Origin of the sequence: Pseudomonas fluorescens, from assembly GCF_040448305.1 — a bacterium.
In the GTDB taxonomy this organism is placed as follows: domain Bacteria; phylum Pseudomonadota; class Gammaproteobacteria; order Pseudomonadales; family Pseudomonadaceae; genus Aquipseudomonas; species Aquipseudomonas fluorescens_BH.
Genome location: NZ_CP148752.1, coordinates 3,964,193 through 3,981,029, shown reverse-complemented (window position 1 = coordinate 3,981,029; position 16,837 = coordinate 3,964,193). Strand labels below are relative to the sequence as shown.

Below are 16,837 nucleotides of genomic sequence, written 5' to 3'. Positions count from 1 at the left end.
GCGGCGCCGCCTGTTCCGCTTGGGAATGAGGACATGGCGCTGAAGTTCAAGGTCGCCGGGGCTTTAACCGCCAGCGCGTCGAGCTGAGGCTGAACCTGCACAGGCGGCCGGGTAGAAAGGCGACATGGATTTAACTGGTCGAGAAGGGCCGGTCCTGGCCGAAAGCAGTCTGTCACGACTGAACGAAATCGACTTGATTCCGCTGGTGGCACGCTGAGGGACTCGCCTGGAAAAGTACAGCTTCGAACTCAAACTGTTGATCGCGAGAAGTGGGCTTGCGAGAAAGACAAGTGAACTCATGTCTGGAAGAATCGGTCGGGGCGACACGAGTCAAGGGCCGAGGATGCCTTGTTATTGACTATTTCCTCGCTGGCAAGACGGCCCACAATCGCCGCCAGAGTGACGCCAGGATGCATTGCGCAAACGTACACTCCGCCGATATCGGGTAGATAGCCGATGATGGGGATACCATCGACAGGAATTGGCCTGAGTCCGACACAAGCCAATTCTGGATCAATGGAAGTAATCCCATAGAGTTCGTTCTGGATGGCCCGGGCAGTTCGTAGCGCTATCTCTACTGGCTGGTTTTCCAGGGAGTCTCCCAAATAATCTTCCGCCGCCAGCAACGTACCATCGGTGCTTTGCCTTACTTCCATTTGAGGGCTGGAGATGATGGTGTTCACGAGGTTGGGTTGTGTCTTGTAGCGGATGAGTATTGCCGCAGAGGCCTCTATTGGCAGGGATATCTTTAACTTCTCAGTCAGCTTCGTGATGCCTGTCCCCGCTGCCAGTACGACAATGTCTGCATCGATGATGCCCGTTACGGTTTCGACTCCCATCACCTTTGCGTTCTGAGTTGAAAAGCCAAGCACCTTAGTATGCGTAAGAACTTTCGCGCCATGATTCCGGGCTCCTGCGATCAAGGCGTGAGTTGCTTCCACTGCGTCCAGCGCGCCTTCTTCGGCTTCATATAAGGCATGTTGAGGGGGATTCTTGAGGTTCGGCTCAAGACCGAGTATCCGGGAGCGAGATACCAGGGTTGCCGAAGGCGGGTTGCCTGAGTCTTGCAGCTCTCTATCAAGGTTCGCGCTGTAAGACAGGGAGCCTGTCCATCGTACTTTCAGACCCGGCAGCTCGGTTTGGAGGCGGCGGTATTCCCGGGTGGCGGCGCTACGCAATTCTGCGATTGGATCGGGCCCGCTATGTGAGGTGTTGATCCAAGCGAATGAGCTTCCGGTCACGCCGGACGCTATACCTTCAGCCTCGACCAGGATGACATTCGCGCCTTTGCCTGCCAGGTGATACGCCACGGACGCGCCCACAATGCCTGCGCCAATGACAACAACTCGTTTGCCTGCGCTACTTTCCAAAACAGCTTCCGTTCTGTTGACCTGATGAAAGTACTACATCCAGATGATCTCAGGGTTTGCGAACCTGGTCGTCTGCAGGTGCGCTTGCGCTCGATGACGAATACTCAGGGTTCGCCGTTGCACCGGCTCACTATATTGCCTTCGCTGAACGCAAACATGCATGTCCCTGGCAGCTAATTTATCGCTGGCGGATCACGTTGAGGGTAAACATGCGGAGCCTCGATTCTCTCCTTGAGCTTGGCAGCAAAGTCGTGAGCACTTTTTTCATGCCGAAACTGAACTCGCCTGATGCCAGAACATACAGACCAAAGAGCTTCGCCTTGACTGGACAGGTACTCGACGTTCACTGACATGATCATGTCTCCAGGGCGTGATCCAAGGGTTAAAAGTGGATTTCAGCGGTCTTGAGGCCCAAGTCTCGAAGCTCGGCGATCAAGTCATCCAGATGCCCGAAAGACTCGACTTCCTCGTTGTCATCAACCAGGAAATAACTTCTCCCGGCGTCCTTCTTGAAAAACACGATCCACTCCTTGGGGTTGGTCGGGTTTGCGATCACATGGGTGTCAAAGGTCACGCCTTCGGCGTGTTTGCTTTTCACAGTTTTACGATTCATGTCAGTCACCACGCTACACGCGCTCTCAAGATTCTCTATTTGCAGTGCATGCCCGCCCAGCTCCATCTGAACTTTCTCTATAAACATCTCCAGCCGCACGAAGCAGTGGATCAGGGCATTTCAATTATCACTGTATGTTAATATTATGCACATGCATCCACTGAGGAGCTAGCCATGATTGCGATAGGTGAGGCATGGAAGGCGGGGTTGTTGGGGCGAAAGCATTGGCTGCGCAATTTGGTGTCTGGCGTGATCGTCGGGGTCGTGGCGCTCCCCCTTGCAATGGCGTTTGCCATTGCATCTGGCGTCAAGCCTGAGCAAGGCATCTACACCGCAATCATCGGTGGTCTGCTGGTTTCACTCTTTGGCGGAAGCCGCTTGCAGATTGCCGGACCGACAGGTGCGTTCATCGTGATTCTGGCGGGAGTCACGGCCAAGCATGGTGTTGACGGTCTGCAAATCGCCACGATGATGGCGGGTGCCATGTTGTTATTGCTGGGGATGGCCCGGCTCGGCGCAATCATCAAGTTTATCCCCGATCCGGTGATCGTCGGATTCACCGCAGGCATCGGCGTGATCATCTGGGTCGGACAGTGGAAAGACTTTTTCGGATTACCGAGGATCAGTGGAGAGCATTTCCATGAAAAGTTCTGGCATTTGCTCCAGGCGCTCCCGGATCTTCATATGGCCACGACCCTGTTGGCTGTACTTAGTCTTTTCCTGGTCATCACCGCTTCCAGAATTCCCGGACTCAAACGGGTACCTGGCCCATTAGTCGCAATGGCGGTAGCTACGGCGATACAGTCAACCTTTCATTTCGAGGGGGTAGCCACGATTGGCAGCGCATTTGGTGGCATACCTCAAGGCCTTCCAGCGTTGGGCCTGCCTGAAATCACGCTGTCTCGCGTCATCGATTTGATCGGTCCGGCGTTCACTATCGCCATGCTTGGAGCGATCGAATCGCTGCTATCCGCAATGGTGGCCGATGGCATGGCAGGCACTAAGCACGATTCCAATCAGGAGCTGATCGGTCAGGGAGTGGCTAACCTGGTCACGCCATTGTTTGGCGGCTTTGCAGCTACCGGAGCCATTGCCCGTACTGCAACCAATATCCGTAACGGCGGCACGAGCCCGCTGGCCGGCATTACGCACGCGGTCACGTTGGTGCTTATTATTCTGTTTCTGGCACCTCTGGCCTCAAACATCCCACTGTGCGCCCTGGCCGCGATTCTTTTCGTGGTCGCGTACAACATGAGCGAGTTGAAGCACTTCAAACGCATGGTCCAGCGGGCCCCACGCGCAGACGTAGCTATCCTGCTCATCACTTTCAGCCTCACGGTGTTCAGTGACTTGGTGATCGCCGTGAATATCGGCGTCATTCTTGCGATGCTGCACTTCATGCGCCGCATGGCCTCCTCTGTGGAGGTGCAACAGGTAGTCGAGCACGAGCTTGAAGAAGAGCTGAGGGCCAATGGCCATGCTCGCCTGCCGCCAGGGACATTGATTTATACGATTGAAGGGCCATTGTTCTTTGGCGCGGCTGAGACCTTCGAGCGTGTCTTGGCACAGACCCATACCGATCCACACCTGCTGATTATTCGCTTGAAGCGTGTACCATTTATGGATATCACTGGCTTGCAGGTGCTGGAGGAGGTCATTCAGCAACTGCACAAGCGCAATATCGTGGTGAAACTCTGCGAAGCGAACACGAAGGTGCTCAACAAGCTCGATAGGGTGGGTATCTTGCAAGAAATCGGCACGGAGCATTACCACGCCGACTTCAACACCGCGCTGGCTAAAGCGGTCAGTCTCGCAGAGGGTACGTCGACCATTTAGAGTTAGAGGCTTGCTGCCCGTGTCAGGTTATGACTTGGTACTGGCGGCATGCTTACTCTTGGTCGAATAGCTGGCACCGTGGGTGTCCAGGTAGTCACGAATCAGTTGACGGACAACCTGCGAAGGCGTCAGGTCTTGTGCTGCACAGAGTTCCTCGAAAGCTTTTTTCTTGACGGGATCAATGAGCACAGTGAGGCGCGCAGTCTTGCTTTCCATGGGGTATTCAATCGCTCAAGTCGCTAGATGTTAATCAAATTGTAATTGCCTTGTCCGGTGCTGTCACTGAGCTGCTCGTTACTTCGACTTTACTCAGAAGAAAAGATTTGGCTCTCACGGTGGGTGATGAGGACGTGAGGGGCTGCAATCGATCAGAGGCAGACGGACTTGCCGTCCTGTCGGTAGTGACTGGGCGTTGCTATCGAACCTGAGCTTTCGCCTGGATCACCCACAACCCCAGAAAAGTCAGAACAGCAAAGCCGCCTCCCGTCAGGAAGGTAGCCTGGTAGCCAACCGTATCCCACAGCGCCCCCGCGATGACACTGGCCAACAGCAAGGCCAACCCGGTCAGCAGATTGAACATGCCAAATGCCGTCCCACGCAGTTCAGCCGGCGCGCAATCGGCGATCAGGGCGGCGAATGTCCCTTGGGTAAACCCCATGTGCAGCCCCCATAGAACGACGCCGACGACCAGGCCGGCGATACCCGGCGCGAACGCCAGCGTCAGATCGGCAGCAATCAGAAATATCAGGCCTGCGCCGAGCACCGTCACGCGGCTGACACGATCGGACAATGCCCCGGCGGGATAGGCTGACAGCGAGTACGCCACTCCCATGAGGACAAGTACCGCTGGCGCCCACATCGGCGCCAGCCCAACGGCCTGGCCGCGCAGGATCAGAAAGGCTTCGCTGAAGCGCGCCAGGGTGAACACCGCAGCGACACCCACCACCCACCAGTAGCCGGCGCCCAGTCGGGCCAATTCCCGCGTGCTCAAGGGCGTACGCACCCGTTGCGTCCCTTGCACCTGTCTGGGCTCATGGACGAACAACAGCAGCACCGCGACGGCGAGGAAGGCCGGGATGACGGCGACCCAGAACACAGTCTTGAAGTGGTTCGCGGTCAGCCACATCAAACCAATCGCCAGCAACGGTCCCAGGAATGCACCAACGGTATCCAGAGTCTGACGCAGGCCGAAAGCCGCCCCCCGTATCGCAGGTGGCGTGATGTCGGCCACTAATGCATCACGCGGGGCGCCGCGAATCCCTTTGCCAATGCGGTCGATAAAGCGCGCCCCGGTCAGCCAGTCCAGCGAGCCTGCCAAAGGAAAGATCGGTTTGGACAGCGCCCCCAACCCATAGCCCAGCGCCGCAAGCAGTTTGCGCTTGCCCAATCGATCACTGAGTGCCCCGGAGAATACCTTGGTGATCGAGGCCGTAGCCTCGGCTATTCCTTCGATGAGACCCACTGCCAAGACGGAGGTACCCAGTACTGTCACCATGTAGAGCGGCAACAATGCATGGATCATCTCTGAGGAGATGTCCATCAGCATCGAGACGAAGCCTAGCGCCCAGATGCCGCCAGGCATGGTGCGCCAGGCACTGCCGGTTGACGCCTTCTGGATTGGCGCAGCCGTTGAAGCACCGCCCGACTTGTCAGTGGTTTTCATCATGAGCCTCGACAACCTGTTTGGCATAGGCATCTGAAAGCGCTTCGCACTCCTTGAGCCGCGTCGCGGCTAGCCGACTCCTATGAAGGCGGGAGTGAGAAAAACTGAAAGCTGCGCAAGGCAGCCTTCAGCTATAACCCCGGTGTACCGGGCAATAGTGACGCAGAGCGGAACGCTTACCAGATCGGTAAGGTGTAGCTGACGATCAAACGGTTTTCATCCAGATCGCTGCCAAAGTTGCTCGAACGCACCGTCGCGTTGCGCCATTTCACCCCGACGTTTTTCAGCGGGCCGCTTTGCACGACGTAACCGATGTCGGTATCGCGCTCCCATTCCTTGCCCTCTGGCCGGTTATTGCCCAGGTCGATGTTGTCGCCGTTGATGTAGCGGGTCATGAAGGTCAGGCCAGGCACCCCGATGGCCGCGAAGTTGTAGTCGTAGCGAACCTGCCAGGACTTTTCGTCCTTGCTGGCGAAGTCGCCGATTTGCACGAAGTTCACCAGGAACGCGTCGGCGCCGTTAACGTAAGCATAACCAGTGTCACCGCTCATGCCTTGATAGCCCAGGCCAAACGCGTGCCCGCCGAGGTTATAGGTGAACATCGCACCGAGCGCATTGTTGTCCACATTGCTGCCGCCATCGTCCGTAGAACGGGCGAAGCGCAGATCCGTCTTCAGCGACTGGCCCGTGGTGACCGGCAACATGTAGGTCAGGTTGACCAGGTGTTGACTGTAGAAGTTGTCGAGATGCCCATAGCTGTAGGCTGTAGCGAGATTGCCGGTCCATTTGTAATTCAGGCTGGCGAAATCGAATGTGTCGCTGGCGGCATTTTGCGTTGTGATGCCTTTGGCGCCAGTTCGGGTGATGCTCATGTCTTCGTAATTCGAGGAGTCGCGCTGATTGACCTGCGTCAGTCGTCCGGCATCCACCGTCAGGCCTTCAATCTCCAGCGACGTCAGCTGACCGCCCTCGAACGTTTGTGGCAGCAACCGTGAATCGTTGGCCAATATCGTCGGCAGTTTAGGCATCAGCGTGCCGAGTTTCAGCGCGCTTTTGGAGGCGCGCAGTTTAGCGGTAAGGCCAAGTTCGCCATACTCGTCCTGGGAACCATTACGGGGGTTGCTGTGGCGTTTGAGCAGGCCGGAACCCGCGCGATCAGGGCTGGAATCGAGCTTGACGCCCTCAAGGCCCAGGGCATCGAAACCCACGCCAATCAAACCTTCGGTGTATCCCGATTCATAGCGCAGCAGGAAACCCTGCGCCCACTCCTCTTGTTTGGATTGCGCGGCATTGGTTTGGCGAAAGTCACGGTTGAAATAGAAGTTGCGCAGTTCAAGGCTGGCCTTGCTGTCCTTGATGAAGTCAGCAGCGGCCGGAGCTGAAAGGCTGATGACGCCTCCAGTGAGCAGGATTCGGGTAGCGAGAATGCGGGTGTTGCGGTCCATGGTGAAGCTCCTTTGTTTTTATTTTTGGAATCATGGGTCTGTCACCGGGCGACTGGGGCTCGATGTCCAGGGGCAGTGCAGGTGTGAAGCAGCCCTCGCCAGAGGGGCGAGGGTTACTGGAGAAAAAACGCCAACGCCCAAAGAGAGGAGTTTTTGACGCGGCGTCGACCCAATCGTCAGAACTGTTCCGCGCTCAGGCCATACAACGAGGCACTGCCGGCCCGAACGGATTGTTCCAGGCTCAAAATGCGTGGTAGCAAACGGTGGATGTAAAAGTCGGCGGTGGCGATTTTCGCGTCGTAGAAATCTTCGTCTTCACAGCGTTTTTGCCGGGCAACCTGAGCCATGCGCGCCCAGAGCCAGGCGTAGGCGACGTAACCGAACAGGTGCAAATACTCCACCGAGGCTGCGCCGACTTCGTTGCGGTTGGTTGCGGCACTGTCGTGTAGCCAGTCGCTGATGTCCTCCAGCCGCTGCACGGCATCGAGCAGCTGTGCGGCATAGGGTGCATCGGGCTGAGCGGCAAAACGGCGAATCTCGCCGGTGAATTGGCGAAGCACGACGCCTTTATCGGCGAGCACTTTGCGTCCGAGCAGGTCCAATGCCTGGATGCCATTGGCGCCTTCGTAGATCTGTGCAATGCGCACATCACGGACCAATTGTTCCTGGCCCCATTCGCGGATGTAGCCATGGCCGCCGAAAACCTGCTGGCCATTGATGCAGCTTTCCAGGCCAGTGTCGGTAAAAAACGCCTTGGCCACCGGCGTCAGCAGCGCAACCAGGTTCTGTGCACTATCGCGCTCGCAGGCATCGCAGGAAAACTTCGACAGATCCAGTTGTTGCCCGACATAACTGGCGAACGCGCGGCCGCCCTCGGTCATGGCTTTCATGCCGAGCAGCATACGCCGCACATCCGGGTGCACGATGATCGGGTCGGCCAGTTTGTCCGGGGCCACGGCACCGGTGGGTGCCCGACTTTGAAGGCGTTCGCGAGCGTAGGCGACAGCGCTCTGGTAAGACGCCTCGGCGCAGCCGATGCCCTGAATGCCGATGGACAGCCGCTCGTAATTCATCATGGTGAACATCGCCGCCAGGCCTTTGTTCTCCTCACCGACCAGCCAGCCACTGGCGCCGTCGAAGTTCATCACGCAGGTGGCCGAGGCCTTGATGCCCATCTTGTGTTCGATCGAGCCGCAACTCACGGCATTGGCAGCGCCGAGGGAGCCGTCGGCATTGACCAACACTTTAGGTACGACAAACAGCGAAATGCCTTTCGGACCAGCAGGAGCGTTCGGCAGTTTGGCCAGTACCAGATGCACGATGTTTTCGGTCAGGTCCTGATCGCCTCCGGTGATGAAAGTCTTGCTGCCGGTGATCTTGTAGCTACCGTCAGCCTCAGGTTCGGCGCGGGTGCGGATGAGTCCGAGGTCGGTGCCGGCATGGGCCTCTGTGAGGCACATGGAGCCGGCCCAACGGCCTTCATACATCGGTGGCAGATAGAGGTTTTTCAAGGTGTCGCTGGCGTGGGCGTCCAGCGCCAGGCAGGCACCGGAACTCAATGCCGAATACAGCGCAAAACTTGAGTTGGCGCCGTAGAGCATCTCTTCGAACTGCACGGCGAGCATTTTCGGCATGCCCATGCCTCCGAACCCGGGGTTGCCGGACAGTCCCACCCAACCGCCTTCGATGTAGGTAGCGTAAGCCTGCTTGAAACCGATGGGGGTGGTGACTCGCCCCTCATGCCACTGCGCGCCTTCTTCGTCGCCGCTGCGATTGAGGGGCGCAATCAGGTGCGAGGTGACTTTAGCCGCCTCTTCAAGAATGGCGTCTGCCGTATCGGTGTCGATGCTGTCGGCCAAGGCCGGCAGGCGCGCCCACATGGCCGGGGCGTCGAACACTTCGTGCAGTACAAAGCGCATGTCGCGCAGCGGGGCTTTGAATTCGGGCATAACGTAAACCTCGTTGGGACGATTGTGTTGCGGGCACAGCGCCGCACAGGCGGGCCGTGCCCCTTCAGTCAATGGCTGGAAGCGGCGGCAGCGCCGAGGCCGGTCTGAGCGCGAACGAATTGGTCGGCGTAGGCGTCACGCTCCTTGTCGGCGCGCGCACTGCGGTCGAGTCTGGACACCACGATGATCACCAGGAAGGCCAGCGGCATGGAGAACAGCGCTGGATGGTCGTACGGGTAGATCGCTTGCGCATGACCAAGTACGGTCACCCAGACAGGTGGCGACAGGATCACCAGTGCCAGCGCACAGATCAGCCCGGCAAAACCGCCGAGGATCGCGCCTTTGGTCGTCAGGCCTTTCCAGTACATGGCCATGATCAGCACCGGGAAGTTGGTCGAAGCGGCGATGCCGAACGTCAGGCCCACCAGAATGGCGACGTTCATCTTCTCGAACACAATGCCCAGCACAATCGCGATGATGCCCAGGCCCACAGTGGCCATGCGGGTCACGCGCATTTCCTGCTTCTCGTTGGCGGTGCCTTTCTTGTACACGGTGGCGTAGAGGTCATGGGAAATCGCCGAAGCACCGGCCAGCGCCAGACCGGACACCACCGCAAGGATGGTTGCGAACGCTACAGCGGCGAGGAAACCAAAGAACAGATTGCCGCCGACAGCTTTGGCCAGGTGCATGGCAACCATGTTACCGCCGCCAATCAAGGCACCGCCGACTTCGCCATTGACGTAGTACTGCGGATCGGTGCCGATGATCACCATCGAGACAAAACCCAGGGTGCAGACCACGAGGAAGAAGAAACCGATGAAACCGGTGGCGTAGAACACCGACTTGCGGGCTTCCTTGGCGCTCGGCACGGTGAAGAAGCGCATCAGGATGTGCGGCAGCCCGGCAATCCCGAACACCAGGCCCAGCGACATCGACACGGTGTTTATCGGGTTGGCGAGCAGTGAGCCCGGGCCCATGATGTTCCAGCCGCTGGCGTGAACACTGACGGCTTTTTCGGCCAGGGTTTCATAGCTGAAACCGAACTGCGACATGGCCATGACCGCGAGGGTGGTGCCGCCGACGAGCAACAGCACAGCCTTGATGATCTGGACCCAGGTGGTGGCGATCATTCCGCCGAAGATCACGTAGATCAGCATCAGTGCGCCAACGATCATCACCGCAACCGGGTAGTCGAGGCCGAACAGCAATTTGATCAGTTGGCCGGCACCGACCATCTGCACGATCAGGTAGCAGCACACCACCGTCAGCGAGCCGAAGGCTGCGAAGATCCGCACCTTGTTCTGGTCCAGTCGATAGGAAACGATGTCGGCGAAGGTATAGCGCCCAAGGTTGCGCAGACGCTCGGCCATCAGGAAGGTAATGATGGGCCAGCCAACGAAGAAGCCGATGGTATAGATGAAACCATCGTAACCCTTGGCGAATACCAGGCTGGAAAGCCCCAGCAGGGTGGCTGCGGACATGTAGTCGCCGGCAATCGCCAGGCCATTCTGAAACCCGGTGATACCTCCGCCCGCCGTGTAAAAGTCCGAGGTGGATTTGGTTTGGCGCGCAGCCCACCAGGTGATGGCCAGCGTGCCGAGGACGAACACGAAGAACATGCCGATCGCATTCAGGTTCAGTGGTTGCTTTTCCACCGCGCCCATCGTCGGCGCGGCGAGCGCAATGGAGGTTGGCAGCAGGCCGGTAGCGGCGAGGATCAGTTTACGCAACAGAGTCATCACTTGCTCTCCTCGATAATGGCTGCGCCCAGGGCGTCAAAACGGGTATTGGCGCTGTAGACATACCAACCGGTCAGTAACCAGGAAAACACGATGATTGCCGCGCCAACCGGCATGCCCAAGGTCAACATCCGATGTTCGCCCAGTGGTGCATGCAGCCACTGCGGGGCAAACGCCACCACCAGCATGAACAGGTAATAGGTGCCCAATACAACGGCGCTCAACGTCCAGGCCAGGCGTGAACGGCTGCTCACCAATTGAAGGAATTTCGGATTGCGCCGAATGCGTTCGCAACGTTGGGTATCGGTTGAATGGATGTCGATCATCGGTAGCTCCACATTGTTTTTGTTGTCGTTGTGTAGGGGCAGGGCACTGCCGAATTCGGCCTGCACGAACCCCTGGCAGCAGGTAAAACACCTGCTGCTTGATGGATGCAATGTCAGATGGGGTTAGAGCGCCTTGGCCCGGTCGCGCAACACGTACTTCTGGATCTTGCCGGTGGAAGTCTTCGGCAAGAGCGTGAAAACCACTGTTCGCGGTACCTTGAATCCGGCCAGATGCTCACGGCAGAAACTGATGATGTCGGCCTCGCGAACGTCCTGGTGGTCAGCCTTCAAGGTTATGAAGGCGCAGGGCGTTTCGCCCCATTTCTCATCGGGACGGGCGACCACGGCGGCTTCCATCACACCCGGGTGGCGATAGAGCACGCCTTCGAGTTCGATGGTGGAGATGTTCTCGCCGCCCGAGATGATGATGTCCTTGAGCCGGTCCTTGATTTCGACGTAACCGTCGGGATGCCAGACGGCCAGGTCACCGGTGTGGAACCAGCCGCCCTCGAACGCTTCGGCAGTGGCGGTCGGGTTCTTCAGGTAGCCCTTCATGACAGTGTTGCCGCGCAGGAAGATCTCGCCGATAGTCTGGCCGTCGCGCGGGGTTGGCTCCAGCGTTGTGCAATCGCCGACCATCACGCCTTCCAGGGTCGGGTAGCGCACGCCCTGTCGTGACTTGATTTGCGCTCGCTCCTCCAGAGAAAACTCATCCCATTCGGCGTGCCATGCGCAGACCGTCACCGGGCCATAGGTTTCGGTCAGGCCAAACACGTGAGTGACATTGATGCCCATCTCTTCGACGGCACCGATCACTTTGGCCGGTGGCGCGGCACCCGCGACCAGGGCGTTGACCGGGTGATCGATGGCCGCTTTCGCTGATTCGGGCATGTTCACCAGTGCATTGAGCACGATCGGCGCACCGCACAGGTGAGTGACCTGGTGCTCGCGGATCAGCGTGAGGATTTTCTGTGGGTCGACCCGGCGCAGGAAAACGTGCACACCCGCCAGGGCGGTGATGGTCCATGGGTAGCACCAGCCATTGCAATGGAACATCGGCAGGGTCCAGAGGTACACCGGATGGTTGCCTATGGCCCAGGTCATCTGGTTGCCCAATGCGCTCAGGTAAGCGCCGCGATGGTGGTAGACCACGCCCTTGGGGTTGCCGGTGGTGCCTGAAGTGTAATTCAGCGAAATGGCTTGCCACTCGTCGACCGGCCATTGCCAGTCGAATGCCGGGTCGCCTTCGGCCAACAGCGCTTCGTAGTCCAGGTCGCTCGCGGCCTGACCTTCACCGTATTCCGGGTCATTGACGTCGATCACCAGAGGCGGGTGATCGAGCATGCCAAGCGCCGCCTGGATCACGTCATGGAACTCGCGGTCGGTAATCAACACCTTGGCCTCGCCATGCTGCAGCATGAAGGCGATCGCCTCGGCATCGAGGCGCACGTTGAGCGGGTTGAGCACGGCGCCGATCATCGGCACACCGAAATGCACTTCAAGCATCTCGGGAATGTTGGGCAGCATCACCGCGACCGTGTCGTTCTTGCCGATACCGCGACCGGCCAGCGCCGAGGCCAGACGTCGGCAACGGGTGTAGGTCTGCGCCCAGGTGCGACGAATCGAACCGTGGATAACGGCGGGGTGGTTCGGATAAGTGCTGGCGGTGCGCTCGATGAAGCTGAGCGGAGACAAGGCAATGTGGTTGACAGCCGAAGGGCCTAGGCCTTGGTCATAGATAGACATGTGCGGGTACTCGATGGCTGATTGTTAGCTCTATGGTTGACCTCGCCGAGGTCACCTTCAAAGTCCGGATTACCTTATATAATATTCTGCTGTGAATATGGAAGTACAACCTACGGCGTATAGTACATATACTATATTTGATTCTTGTGACTCCAAATCTCCGCCGCCAGCCCTCCGAGGCTGGTATATGCTTGGTTTCCCTGACGAAGTGGACCCGCAATGACCCTGACTCCCGTTCGATTGCACAGTTGGTTGCGCCTGCAGCGCGAGGGCGTGTCTCTGGCCGCCCGGGCCGATGCGTTGTGTCGGGCGCTGCAGGATTGCCCCGAGGTGCAGCGGGCGGTTTACCTGAGTTGGCAGCCCAATGCGCGGATCTACAGCCATGAGGGCGCCGCCCAGCATTTTCCGCCGGGACTTGGCGACCCGGCGCTGGCCAGCGACCAGTTGCTCTTCGAGCATCTGGTCGAGGCAGGGCGCCTGGACCTGGCTCAAGTCCGTCAACTCGATTGCTGGTTGTCCGGCCGGTTGCGGCGGGCCGCGATCAGCCATGGCCAGGTATTCGATCTGGCCTTGCAGCCAGGGCAGCCGGGGTTGTTGCTGGTGCAAGTGTGCGAGGGCGTGAGTCTCGATTGGCTGGGCTGGGTGCAGGATTTGCTGACGACGCTGCTGAGCAGCGTCAACGGCATGCTGCGGGGTTCGCCGCTGCTGGGCCACGATCCACAACCGAGCCTGTTGCTCGATGCACAAGGTCGACCGCTGGAGTTCAACGCGGCACTGATGGCGCTGCTCGCCGAGAAGTCGCTGACCGATGTGTTGGGTTTTTTACCGGTCAATCATCGGGTGCTGGTGCGTGCCTGCCTGGACCAGCAACGCGCCGTCGAAGGCGTCGAGGCTCAGTTTGAAGCGCAGATCCTGATCTGGACGTTCATCCCCGATCCCCAGGACAACCGAGTGCTCGCCCGTTGCCGAGACGCCACGACCCAAGTGCTGGCCGAGCGTGAAGCGGCCACCGCACGGCGGCTGTACCGGCTGATCATCGAAAACACCACCGACCTGATTTCTCGCCACACGCCGGATGGGCACGTTATCGATGCGTCACCGGCCTCCTGGACCTTGCTCGGTTACTGGCCCGAAGAGTTGCGCGGGAAATTGGCCCAGGGCCTGTTTCATGGCCAGGATCTGGCCGGTCTGGTGCAGCGCGCGCGTGATGCGCTGGAGCAGGATGGCTATCACACCATGACTTATCGCATCCGCCATCGCGACGGCCATTACCTGTGGTTCGAAACTGCCAGCCGGGCGATCCGGGAAACCTACACCGGGGCGGTGGTCGAAGTCGTCAGCGTATCCCGGGACATCACCGCCCGAGTGCAGGCCGAGGAGAACAAGCGACGCCTGGCCGAAGTGGTCGAGGCCAACATCGATCCGGTGTTGTTCATCGCTCCAGAGGGCCAGGTCACTTACCTCAATCCGGCCGCGCGCCGCATCCTCGGGATTGATGAGCAACAACCCATGCCGGCCCTGGCCGCGTTGTTCGCCAGCGGCGACCTTGCGCGCCTGCAACGCGATGGCTGGCGAAGCGCCGAGCGCGACGGTGTCTGGAGCACCGATGCGCGCTTGCAACCACCGGGTGGCGGTACATCCGTGCCGGTGTCGCTGGTACTGTTGGCGCACCGTTCCGCCGGCGGCGAGCGTTATTACTCATTGGTCGCGCGCGACATGACCGAGCGCGAGCTGCGGGAAGTGCAACAGCGCCGTCATCAGGACGAACTGGCACACACCGCGCGGTTGGTCACCCTCGGTGAACTGGCCTCGGGGATCGCCCACGAAATCAACCAGCCGCTGGCGGCCGTGGTCAATTATGCGAATGCGAGCCAGCGCTATTTGCAGACGCTGGATTCCAATCCCCAGGCCGCTGCAAGGGTGACGCAAGGCCTGGAACGCATTACCCATCACGCCACCCACGCCTCCGAAGTGATCCGGCGGTTACGCTCCTTTTTGCGCAAGGGGCAGCGGCGCATGCAGGCGTTGAACTTGACCGACGTCGCCCGCGAAGCCGTGCGTTTGTGTGCCTGGGAGGCGAGTAATTGCCAAGTGACAATCGAGGATCGACTGCCGGATAATCTGCCGCCCGTTTATGCCGACCGCGTGTTGCTGGAACAGGTGCTGCTCAATCTGTTGCGCAATGCCATCGACGCCAACCGTGAACAACATCCCGGGCTACCTTCGCTGATCGTGATGACCGTGGAGCAGGGCAGTGGCGCCTGCGTGGAAATCCATGTGCGAGACCAGGGGCCGGGCGTCAGCGAGCCGGAACTGGAACAGATATTTACCCCGTTCTACACCAGCAAGGCCGATGGCCTGGGGCTCGGTCTGTCCATGAGCCGCAGCATCATCGAAGGTTTCGGTGGCGAATTGAATGCCCGGCGCCAGCCTGTCGGACTGCTGATGTGTTGCCGCTTGCCGCTTGCCGGCCCAACAAAACAACAACAATAGGAATCAGGTAATGGCAGGTGTAACGGAGCAGGTTGTGTACGTGGTCGATGATGACCAGGGCATGCTCGAATCGACGGTCTGGTTATTGGAGTCGGTCGGCCTCAAGGCCTTGCCGTTCACCAGTGGCGTCGCGTTCCTCGATGCCTGCGATGCAAGTCTCGATGCCTGCGTGCTGCTGGACGTGCGCATGCCCGGCATGGGCGGGTTGAACGTGCAGGAAGAAATGCGCGTACGCCAACTGGGCCTGCCGATCATCTTCGTCAGCGGGCACGCGGATGTGCCGATCGTGGTCCGCGCGTTCAAGGCCGGTGCCCATGATTTTATCGAGAAACCCTACAACGAGCAGCTGTTGCTGGACAGCGTGCAACAGGCACTCAGCAACTGTGCAACCAACCGCTCGGGCAACCAGGGCCATGAAGCCTTGCAGACGCGCTTGCTGAGCATGACCCCGCGCGAGCGCGATGTCATGTTACCGCTGGTGCAGGGTTACACCACCCGCGAAATCGCGGAGCAACTGGGCGTGAGCGCAAAAACCGTTGATCTGTATCGCGCGCGCGTCATGAAACGCATGCAGGCCAACACGTTGCCGGACCTGGTAGGCATGGCCATCGCGGCGCAGATGGTCGATCCGCTGAAGTTGCGTTGATCCCTCGCAGGAAAAACCGCAACGCAATCACTTTTTCGCTGGTTTACCGCTGGCAGGGATGTGCAGGTACGACATCACGCTTTCAGTCAGTTCGGTTGCCAGTTTGACCGCTTCTTTATTGCGCGCCATCACGCCGGCGACCAGGCCTTCGATCAAGGCCAGTACGGCGATGTTGGAACTGGTCAGCACCGGGTGATCGCAAGGTGCAAACAGCGTGTGCTGGGCAATGCCGGTGAGCGGCGAGGCGGGTGAGTCGGTAATTGCCAGCACCGATGCGCCGCGTTCATTGGCGAAGCGTGCCAGTTGCAGGGTGTCGAGGGAGTAGCGCGGCAGGGCGATCGCCAGCAGCACGTCCTGATCGGTGATTGCGGCCAGACGGTAAGCGGCGTTTTCGTTGCCGCCCTCCATGCTGATGGCGGTGGCGTCCGCACAAAAGGGCATCAGGGTCGAGGCGGCGAGACCGGCAAAGTAAACACTGTTGCCAAAGCCCAGGATGTAGATTTTGCGTGCCGTGGTCAGGCGAGTGACGAACGCTTCAAAGGTGTCGGCGTGGTTGTTGGTTGCCGCCGTGGCCAGGTTGCTGCTGGCGCTCTGGAGTTGCTCATGCAGGCCAAACGCGCCGCCCGGGCGATGGGCAAGTTCGTTGCGCAGCTTGTCGACCGGCGACACCATCTGCTGCAACGTAGTGACCAGCTCGGCCTTCATGCCGCTGTAACCACCGAGGTCCAGTGCTTTGGCCAGGCGGTTGACGGCGGCAGGTGAGGTCAATGTTTCGTGAGCCATCTCCTCGATGGTCAGCGTCGCGGCCTTGAGCGGGTGACGCAGGATGAAGTCCGCCACCTTGCGCAGAGACGGCGGCAGTTCGGAAACGATTTCCGTGAGTTTGCGCATGACCGGCGCGGCATAGACAGTGGTGTCTTTCGATGGGGTGGGCATATCCAGCTCAACGTTTCCTGAAAGTGAGAGAAGGGCTGTGCCTGATGCCCTGACAAGTTGGCTGGAGTGTATCCG

13 protein-coding genes are annotated in these 16,837 nt (G+C 59.2%); 3 read left to right on the top strand and 10 right to left on the bottom strand.

Annotation, left to right across the window (positions count from 1 at the left end):
* Nucleotides 1–296: 296 nt before the first annotated feature.
* Both WHX55_RS18060 and WHX55_RS18055 read right to left on the bottom strand, forming a co-directional pair.
* Complete coding sequence (locus WHX55_RS18060) at nt 297–1,370, bottom strand: FAD-binding oxidoreductase (RefSeq protein ID WP_353740961.1); 1,074 nt, start codon at nt 1,368–1,370, stop codon at nt 297–299.
* Nucleotides 1,371–1,752: 382 nt separating this feature from the next.
* Entirely contained in the window at nt 1,753–1,983 is a 231-nt protein-coding gene (locus WHX55_RS18055; RefSeq protein ID WP_046043128.1) for a hypothetical protein, read from the bottom strand.
* A gap of 174 nt (nt 1,984–2,157) precedes the next feature.
* Between WHX55_RS18055 and WHX55_RS18050 the strand changes: the two genes are divergently transcribed.
* Nucleotides 2,158–3,819 (top strand): SulP family inorganic anion transporter, encoded by a 1,662-nt coding sequence (locus WHX55_RS18050; protein WP_150758767.1) that lies wholly within the window; start codon nt 2,158–2,160, stop codon nt 3,817–3,819.
* A 27-nt stretch (nt 3,820–3,846) separates the two neighbouring features.
* Here WHX55_RS18050 and WHX55_RS18045 read toward each other — a convergent pair whose 3' ends face one another.
* From WHX55_RS18045 to WHX55_RS18015, 7 genes are all read right to left on the bottom strand, one after another.
* The gene (locus WHX55_RS18045) at nt 3,847–4,035 is read right to left on the bottom strand and encodes a ribbon-helix-helix protein, CopG family (RefSeq protein WP_150725560.1); all 189 of its coding nucleotides are present in this window, start codon (nt 4,033–4,035) and stop codon (nt 3,847–3,849) included.
* Nucleotides 4,036–4,234: 199 nt separating this feature from the next.
* Complete coding sequence (locus tag WHX55_RS18040; RefSeq protein WP_224789135.1) at nt 4,235–5,401, bottom strand: MFS transporter; 1,167 nt, start codon at nt 5,399–5,401, stop codon at nt 4,235–4,237.
* Nucleotides 5,402–5,658: 257 nt separating this feature from the next.
* Complete coding sequence (locus WHX55_RS18035) at nt 5,659–6,927, bottom strand: OprD family porin (RefSeq protein WP_353740960.1); 1,269 nt, start codon at nt 6,925–6,927, stop codon at nt 5,659–5,661.
* Nucleotides 6,928–7,103: 176 nt separating this feature from the next.
* Nucleotides 7,104–8,876, bottom strand: a complete 1,773-nt coding sequence (locus WHX55_RS18030) for an acyl-CoA dehydrogenase C-terminal domain-containing protein (RefSeq protein ID WP_353740959.1) — start codon at nt 8,874–8,876, stop codon at nt 7,104–7,106.
* A 68-nt stretch (nt 8,877–8,944) separates the two neighbouring features.
* Complete coding sequence (locus WHX55_RS18025) at nt 8,945–10,615, bottom strand: cation acetate symporter (protein WP_150758770.1); 1,671 nt, start codon at nt 10,613–10,615, stop codon at nt 8,945–8,947.
* The gene (locus WHX55_RS18020; RefSeq protein ID WP_108217678.1) at nt 10,615–10,941 is read right to left on the bottom strand and encodes a DUF485 domain-containing protein; all 327 of its coding nucleotides are present in this window, start codon (nt 10,939–10,941) and stop codon (nt 10,615–10,617) included. Before WHX55_RS18020 ends, WHX55_RS18025 begins: the two co-directional genes overlap by 1 nt.
* A gap of 123 nt (nt 10,942–11,064) precedes the next feature.
* On the bottom strand, nt 11,065–12,687 hold the full coding sequence (locus WHX55_RS18015; RefSeq protein ID WP_353740958.1) for an acyl-CoA synthetase: 1,623 nt from the start codon (nt 12,685–12,687) through the stop codon (nt 11,065–11,067).
* A gap of 219 nt (nt 12,688–12,906) precedes the next feature.
* Between WHX55_RS18015 and WHX55_RS18010 the strand changes: the two genes are divergently transcribed.
* A complete protein-coding gene (locus WHX55_RS18010) occupies nt 12,907–15,180 on the top strand; it encodes a PAS domain S-box protein (RefSeq protein ID WP_353740957.1) in 2,274 nt (757 codons plus the stop codon).
* A 10-nt stretch (nt 15,181–15,190) separates the two neighbouring features.
* On the top strand, nt 15,191–15,826 hold the full coding sequence (locus tag WHX55_RS18005; protein WP_150756332.1) for a response regulator: 636 nt from the start codon (nt 15,191–15,193) through the stop codon (nt 15,824–15,826).
* Nucleotides 15,827–15,853: 27 nt separating this feature from the next.
* Here WHX55_RS18005 and WHX55_RS18000 read toward each other — a convergent pair whose 3' ends face one another.
* The gene (locus tag WHX55_RS18000; protein WP_353740956.1) at nt 15,854–16,762 is read right to left on the bottom strand and encodes a MurR/RpiR family transcriptional regulator; all 909 of its coding nucleotides are present in this window, start codon (nt 16,760–16,762) and stop codon (nt 15,854–15,856) included.
* Nucleotides 16,763–16,837 lie beyond the last annotated feature (75 nt).